Raw genomic sequence first — 7137 nt, 5'->3', positions numbered from 1 at the left:
TACATAACAAACAACCCTTTGACGGTAGCAAGTTCTTCGACATGGAGGCGGCATGATTTTTCCAAAAATGGTTGCGAAATAAGAGAGTATCTTCTTGCTGTGATACCACAGCACCTCATTCATCCCCTTACCGGTATCGACATAGCTCTTGACTTTGCTTCCTAGCCTGTGATCGGAAACCATTGTCCCGGCCAGGAACAACGCCCGCGCCCAGGCATTGCCATCGTATACCTTATCGCTCTTGCCGTCGTCCGTCCACGAGAACTGGTACGGCTGCCAGACCACGCCGCACAGTGTTCTCGGGTAGGTTGGACTGACAAGCCGCCTCATCGTCACACTAGCGACCTTGGCCTGTTCCCTCATCGATTCACCACGAGCTTCAAAGTAAATATTGCAGGCCAAGCAGGATACTTCGTCTCGGCGAGCCTTGTTACAGTCGAACAGGGTGCTTTGCCGGGATGCCTTGGCCAACTGCGCCGACGCAACGCCATCTAGCGCGCACAACGCCGTTAGGCATGAAACCAGAATTTGTGAATGAAAACCCATTATAGAAAAAATAAACACCTTTTTGCGCTACCCCAGACTTGACTGGCAGTACTCAGGTCTAAATCCTTTCAATCAACCTTAAATCCTACAGATTCTAGTCTGGTTTAACGGCAATTCTGCCACTTCCAAGAAAGAACACCGCAAGTCCTGTAAGCAAAAAGAATATTTGCAATTCCAGTGTATAGCCGCCGGTATCTGTTAATGTCAATAATTGACTGCGATGTGCAAGCACTATTGCAAATATCATGTTACTGAAAACGAGTAAACCACCAAACCGGGCAAAAACGCCAAGAATAATCATGAGCGGTGCAATCACTTCTCCCAAATAAACTCCATAAGCCAGACCCTGAGGCAGATCAACGTTAGCGAGTTGTTTGCTAATAAAATCGAGAGAGCTTGGGTTGAATATCTTATGTACACCATGAAATAACATTAATATTCCTACCGTGAGACGTAAAGTTAATTTGCCCAGTGCATCGCTTTGAAATGGAAGGCTCATCATATTCTTCTCCTTAAATACTCAAAATATTTAGTGCTCGAATAGATCATCAAGGATAGGGTTAATCTTTTCGAGAAACAACTATAGGCAGGCTTGTAGAAAACAAATAAACTGCCTGGTTTTGCAGCAAATGATCCGTTCAACCCGAATTTTCCATTAGAACCTCAAATTTTAATAAAATCAATAAATTATCCTATCCCTTTTGATACTACTATTAGTAATCAGATAGTTAGTCGTCCCTGAGGAACCCGTTTTTTCAACTGCCAAGTTGTAGGTTAGACATATTGCCAATCAATAACCGATTAAGATTGATCCCCAAACGAGCACACAAAAGCGCCAATTGGCGCAGAATCTTGTGCAAGTTTATAGCCAGCGCCGCACAGTATGGTATTCATAGCATCACCTGCGGTGCCTTTCAAAAAGTTCCTCCCTAGGCGCCTCTCGTTTTTCATGTGTCCAATCACGAGTTCCACTGCATTGCGCCGCCTGAGTTTTTTTTGATCGCTATTGTCAGGCCGCGTTTGGCTCCTGCTATCCATACTTTTAGAAGGTGTCTTGAAATAATTCGATTATTCGTCATATCGTTGCGACTATGATCTCAACCATTTTATGAAGTCAATGTACCAAAGCGACTTATCAGAGGAAGAATGGGGCTAGTCTCGCACCAGCTTGAGCATAAAGATCCACGAGGGAAAAAGCCGATTCACAGCAAATGCGCTATCGTCAATGCGGTTCTCTACATCAGCAAAATCGAGGCGCCAATGGCGCATGCTGACAAAGGATTACCCACCGTGGAAAATTGTTTACGACACATCACTGCTTACCGGCTTTTTTGGTCTGGAATCTTTGGGCGCGTCCATCAGTCTTGTAGCAGCGGCTGGTTCGCTCATATTGCTCGCAGTGGCGGCACGCAGTCATGTGATTAACCCGAAAAGTAGTGCGCGAAGCGCCATGGCAGATCGTTATTTTTTCACTGGGCATGTATTGGGTGGTGTATGGTTTGCGCAATGAAGGCTTGACCGGATATATTACCGGTCTGCTTGATATTTTTGCCAGTTATGGCATGTGGGGGGCAACGCTTGGCACCGGTTTTCTGGCCGCTTTCTTATCGTCCATCATGAATAATATGCCTACGGTACTGATCGGCGCATTGTCGATCGACGCAACCAGTGCAACCGGCGTGGTAAAGGGCGCCATGATTTACGCCAACGTGATCAGTTGTGATCTGGGGCCAAAAATCACGCCGATTGGCAGCCTGGCAACCTTGTTGTGGTTGCATGTATTGGCGCGGAAAAATACGGTTATCACATGGGGGTATTACTTTCAGGTGGGAATTGTGTTGACGGTGCCAGTATTGCTTGTCACGCTGGCTGCCCTCGCTATGTGGCTTAGCATTCAATGAAATTACCGTTGCAAGAATTGCAACATAACCGTGAATGCCTGAAAGCAGAATTGAATTTTATCAACCTTGTTAGTTTAACTTTATAGGAGAATCAAAATGACAACTATCCATGTATTTGACCCCGCCTCATGCTGTAGCTCAGGCGCTTGCGGTTCCGACGTAGACCAGGAACTGGCCGGTTTTTCCGCTGATGTCGATTGGGTCAAACAACACGATGTTGCCATCGAGCGTTTTAATCTGGCACAGCAACCCATGGCTTTTGCGGATAATTCTACGGTGAAAGCATTTTTGGAACGCTCTGGTGCTGAAGCGCTGCCATTAATACTGGTAGACGGAGAAGTGGCATTGGCAGGTCGCTATCCGCAGCGTAGCGAACTGGCGCGCTGGGCGGGGATTCCTCTGGAGGAAGAAGTCGAAGAATCGAGTTGTTGCGGCGGCTGTTGCTAAGAAAACGCTGAATAACGCATCTTTGTCATTCAGAACACAGTGAGGAATCTTTGCGAATCAGCGTTATAGATTTCTCGCTATGCTCGAAATGACAATTATTCGGGTTAATGCAACAAAGCCGTCAAATCAATTCTTCATCGCGGAACTGTTGCTGGATCGCTAATACTTTATCGAGATTGTTGATCAATGCATTGACGCAATCGCGGTCCAGTTTGGCATTCGACATTTTCTGCAAGACTGCAAAAGCTTCTTCATTTGTCCACGCTGCTTTGTACACGCGGCGGGATGTCAAAGCGTCAAACACATCCGCAACCGCGCTGATGCGTGCTTCAATTGGAATCTCATCGCCTTTCAAACCCTTGGGATAGCCGCTGCCATCCATCGCTTCATGATGATATTCCGCAATATTGCGCAGAATATCGACATGACCGAAAGTGCCTAAACTGAAATCTTTCAGCACGGCTTCGATAATTTCGCGGCCTTTTTCCGGATGTGTTTTCATCACATCGAATTCACTGTCGTCAAGCCGGCTGGGTTTGCGCAGAATGTTATCCGGAATGCCGATCTTGCCCACATCATGCATCGGTGAAAACAGAAAAATATGCTCAATCTGCTCATCTGTAATGTCATAGTTGCTGGCAAGTTCGCGAGCAATCAGGCGTGCATAGTGCGCGGTGCGGTCGATATGCGAGCCGGTTTCCAAGTCACGATAATGCGTCATGCTGCGTGCTGCGCGGACTGCGGCAATTAGCGTGCGGATTGCCGTCAGTTCATTGATCACCATCAGCGCGATCAAATGCCCATAAATATCAATCTGACGCAACGACTGTGATGTAAAAGGATGCGCCTGCAACGAGTTAAAGAACAAAAAACCAATAAAGGTTCTGCTTTGATACAGCGGCATGGTGTAACTGGATTTGTACCCTTTGGCAGCGATGCGCTTGGTGTGCTCATGCGTGCCTTGGGAAAAAATATTAAGATCCTGCACCAAACGAGGACGGCGATGCTCGATGATGGCATGCAACGAAGGCGCCGAGCTGAGGGGCGCTTCATACGTTGTTACCGGGCTATCATTTCCTTCAGTGCTGTGCGTGTAAGTTTTGAGAATTTGCGTTTTTTCATCAAATAGTGCTATTGCCAAACGATCAAGGAATGGAAAATCTTGGCGAATGATTTGATGCAAGAAACGCAGTTTTTCCGTTAGTGGGATATTTTCGTGCAAATTAGCCAGAGTATCCTGATGCGTAAAAAGATCTTTTTGCTGCTGCATAAAATTTTCGGTAGCGAAGATTTTTCGGTTGGCTGGTGCAACATTCTAAACGATTTACCATGCAATCCATACTCCAAGTTTGGAACTCTGTTGCATTAACCATCGGGTAGAAAATATTGCACCAGGCTCGGACTGCAACAAATCGAGTGCATGCACGTCGGCCATCTTGCTGTCTGAGATATGAATAAGGCTTGGGATATTACCCTTCAGATCAAGCAGTGTAGGCATCTTCACGATAACCTTAGTAGTAAGGGGCGGTAGGTATCAACGTATTTTCGCCTGAGTACCCCTTCGAATTACTGAAGACCAGTTTGACCGACTACCGCTCAATCGTTCCAATGCGGCAGATCAAGTAGTAGATATCGTGGGCGGCCATCACCAACTTGCGTGACCATTGTCCGAATTTCGACTTGATGATGGAGGTGCTTATTGATTAGATCAACACCCTCGATGGCAGGTGTGATTTTCCCAATGATAATTTGGTCCGATCCAGTGATCTTGAACTCAAAGGTTCGTCGCTTCGGAAGAACCCCTTGGAACTCCCCCTTCAAAAGTTGCTCATCCTCGTGAAGGTTATCCTTGCTAAGACGTTCAAGGCTACGGCGAACCTGGTCGACATCGGTGAACCGGAATACATGATTGCGATATTGCAACGCACAGGTAGCCTCATTTTCAGCCAAAGTGCTTATGAAGGTTCGAACCTTGTCCAGTGCCCGCTGATCTAATTCAAAGGCAGTGTCAGCAAGCAGTTCGTCGTTAATATCGATAGATCCCTGAAGCAAAATTGGGTTCGCTCGATCGCGAGAGCTAGAGTCGTCTTGTCATCTATCGGTAACTGACCAGTACGATATTCCTCAAGTTCGGAACCGGCAAGATTGCTAACAAGTGCGGAAAGTTGAGGGATCCTTGGGATTAATGACAGTTGATGCAAAGTGAATGGCAATTTACTGCACCCCTTTGAAACCAGTTGATGGGCACAGCAAAAAGGACGGCATAAAAGGCAGTGCAGTTATCAATAACTGCTGAATCCAGTTACAAGTTTATGATTATGCCGATATTCTTCTTGATCACCTATCAATGGAAACAACAGAATCCAGCAAGATGTCAAATGTATTGATGGGTTTTAGCTATTTAAATCGTAACAATATATTTTTGGCATATTGCTAATTATTTCTATCTGTAATATTTTTAATCGTTATTTATTTTTCCTATATTCCTCAGATGTGATTCTTACCTTTAAGGAGGAGGACAGCATGAGAAAAATACTACCCGCCGTTATGCTATATATTGCTATGTTATCACTCACAGCAGCAGTATGTTTTGCAGAAAACAAAAAGGATATTGCAGAAGGGCGCAATATCTGGTTCAACAGTACTTTTGGAGGAGAGCGTTTTTTTAGTCTTATCTTACCTAATGCTCCCTTCAGTCTCCAGATTGGTTTTGACCAAATGTTAACCTGGCCACGGGATAATCGTTTTGATGAGTATGGGGTTATTAATGACCCAGACTGCACCCCAGGTGATGCATCGACGGGCTATTTCGATCGATGTGCAGATCCTGAGTCCGCCGGTGTCATAGGAGTGCGCAAGTTTCCAAATCCCTCAGGAGGGCCTCCGCTTATAGGGATCACCTGTGCCGCTTGTCATGCTGGGTTTGATCCAGTTCGTCCTCCTTCAAATCTAAATAATCCACAAGAAGAAAACATTCATCCTACAGTGGGGAATCAATATCTGCGGATCGACAAGCTTTTTAAGGGCCATCTTTCGCCGCACGATCCGCGCTATCAAATCTTTTCCAGCTGGGCTCCTGGCACTGTCGATACCACTTTACTGGAGAATGATCACATTAATAATCCGGGAATGATTACACCGATCTGGTCAGTACCGGATCGTCCATTCTTTGATGTGACTGTTAATGGCGAGCCTGCTCGCGTTCATCGTAACGGGCAGGGAGGAGAAGATGATATTGGTTGTGAGCAGGCGACACTTCGTGTCTATTTCAATATCGGTATGTGTGCTGCAGAGTGCATGATTGGGCACCTTGCCAACGGCCCTGGCGGGAGCCAAACGCCCATTAACCTCGCAGAGTGCAGGCAGGTATGCCCAGAGCTCCTGCAAGCGGAAGAGTCGGTAGGCAAGCTCTGCGCATTTCTTCAAACACCACGTGCTCCACGCTTGGTGCATGCCCCGGAAGGCGCACATTATATCGATTGGAAAGTGGTAGGGAAGGGTAAGAGAGTCTTTTTTCAGGCATGCGAATCATGCCATTCTGATGGAGACCGTTCGTTAAGGCGAGATGTTTTCTCTGGCGATTTGATTCATCTTTTTACTGAGATTGGTACGAACAGCTGTCGTGCCCGTACTACTAACTGGATGGCTGGCCACATCTGGGCTGCATTTTCTTCGGATCAATATAAGGAACGGCCTACCGGCGGACCAGGTTTTTACCGTGACATGCCTCTTGTGGGTATTTGGGCAACTGCTCCTTTCTTTCACAATAACAGACTGGGCCGAAGCATCGGTGATCCATCAGTGGCTGGTCGTATCACAGCATACCAGGATGCAATGGATCTGTTGCTGAATCCTGATAAGCGAGATGAACCCAGTTCGATTCTGCGCACTACCGACCCAGTACAATTGCCGACCCCATCTGGTGTAGTCACGCTTCCCGCTGGGACTCCTATTGCTCAGTTTGCAAGTCTTGATCCCAACACTGGCGAAAGTCTCTGCCCGGATCTCTTTGAAAATCAGGGGCACTACTTTGGAGCAGAGCTTTCGGATGAAGATAAGTATGCGTTGATCGAATTCTTGAAGACACGCTGATGTGGCGGGCTGCTGCGTAATTGTCCAAATGAGGCTGGGAGAGATTGCTGCCCAGCCTCTCAAGAAACACAATATATCCACATGATTAGTTGAATGATTTTTTAAGTTGATTGAGGAGCGGGAACGAGTTGCATACCAAGTTTTTCAGCGC

The 7137-nt window shown here is 46.5% G+C and carries 6 protein-coding genes and 2 pseudogenes; 3 read left to right on the top strand and 5 right to left on the bottom strand.

The features are described from left to right. Both BLW34_RS14350 and BLW34_RS14345 read right to left on the bottom strand, forming a co-directional pair. The coding region (locus BLW34_RS14350) for a cell wall hydrolase (RefSeq protein WP_090581016.1) at nt 1–546 on the bottom strand (546 nt) is incomplete at its 3' end. A 94-nt stretch (nt 547–640) separates the two neighbouring features. Then, nucleotides 641–1048, bottom strand: coding sequence for a DoxX family protein (locus BLW34_RS14345; protein WP_256203816.1), 408 nt, complete (start codon nt 1046–1048; stop codon nt 641–643). 813 nt (nt 1049–1861) lie between these two features. Here BLW34_RS14345 and BLW34_RS14335 point away from each other — a divergent pair. Both BLW34_RS14335 and arsD read left to right on the top strand, forming a co-directional pair. Then, a pseudogene (locus BLW34_RS14335) lies at nt 1862–2447 on the top strand (ArsB/NhaD family transporter); the annotation flags it as partial. 96 nt (nt 2448–2543) lie between these two features. Next, nucleotides 2544–2894 (top strand): arsenite efflux transporter metallochaperone ArsD, encoded by a 351-nt coding sequence (gene arsD, locus BLW34_RS14330; RefSeq protein WP_090581009.1) that lies wholly within the window; start codon nt 2544–2546, stop codon nt 2892–2894. Between the two features lie 121 nt (nt 2895–3015). Here arsD and BLW34_RS14325 read toward each other — a convergent pair whose 3' ends face one another. The 3 genes and pseudogenes from BLW34_RS14325 to BLW34_RS14315 all read right to left on the bottom strand — a co-directional run bounded on the left by BLW34_RS14325 (nt 3016) and on the right by BLW34_RS14315 (nt 4946). After that, entirely contained in the window at nt 3016–4164 is a 1149-nt protein-coding gene (locus tag BLW34_RS14325; RefSeq protein WP_090581005.1) for an HD-GYP domain-containing protein, read from the bottom strand. A 111-nt stretch (nt 4165–4275) separates the two neighbouring features. Beyond that, nucleotides 4276–4413 (bottom strand): annotated as a pseudogene (locus BLW34_RS14320) (IS4 family transposase); the annotation flags it as partial. A gap of 77 nt (nt 4414–4490) precedes the next feature. After that, on the bottom strand, nt 4491–4946 hold the full coding sequence (locus BLW34_RS14315; RefSeq protein ID WP_090580999.1) for a hypothetical protein: 456 nt from the start codon (nt 4944–4946) through the stop codon (nt 4491–4493). A 471-nt stretch (nt 4947–5417) separates the two neighbouring features. Between BLW34_RS14315 and BLW34_RS14310 the strand changes: the two genes are divergently transcribed. Continuing rightward, nucleotides 5418–6986: a c-type cytochrome gene (locus tag BLW34_RS14310; RefSeq protein ID WP_090580994.1), complete on the top strand. Its 1569-nt coding sequence runs from the start codon at nt 5418–5420 to the stop codon at nt 6984–6986. The last annotated feature ends 151 nt before the right edge of the window (nt 6987–7137 follow it).

It is taken from the genome of Nitrosomonas sp. Nm58, from assembly GCF_900107335.1.
Lineage (GTDB): Bacteria > Pseudomonadota > Gammaproteobacteria > Burkholderiales > Nitrosomonadaceae > Nitrosomonas.
Note: the sequence above shows the minus strand (reverse complement) of the source record. Positions and strands in the feature narration are given on the sequence as shown.

Coding starts and splice junctions, on each gene's coding strand:
- BLW34_RS14345 (WP_256203816.1), bottom strand. CDS start 1,048: ATGATGAGCCTTCCATTTCAAAGCGATGCACTGGGCAAATTAACTTTA.
- arsD (WP_090581009.1), top strand. CDS start 2,544: ATGACAACTATCCATGTATTTGACCCCGCCTCATGCTGTAGCTCAGGC.
- BLW34_RS14325 (WP_090581005.1), bottom strand. CDS start 4,164: ATGCAGCAGCAAAAAGATCTTTTTACGCATCAGGATACTCTGGCTAAT.
- BLW34_RS14310 (WP_090580994.1), top strand. CDS start 5,418: ATGAGAAAAATACTACCCGCCGTTATGCTATATATTGCTATGTTATCA.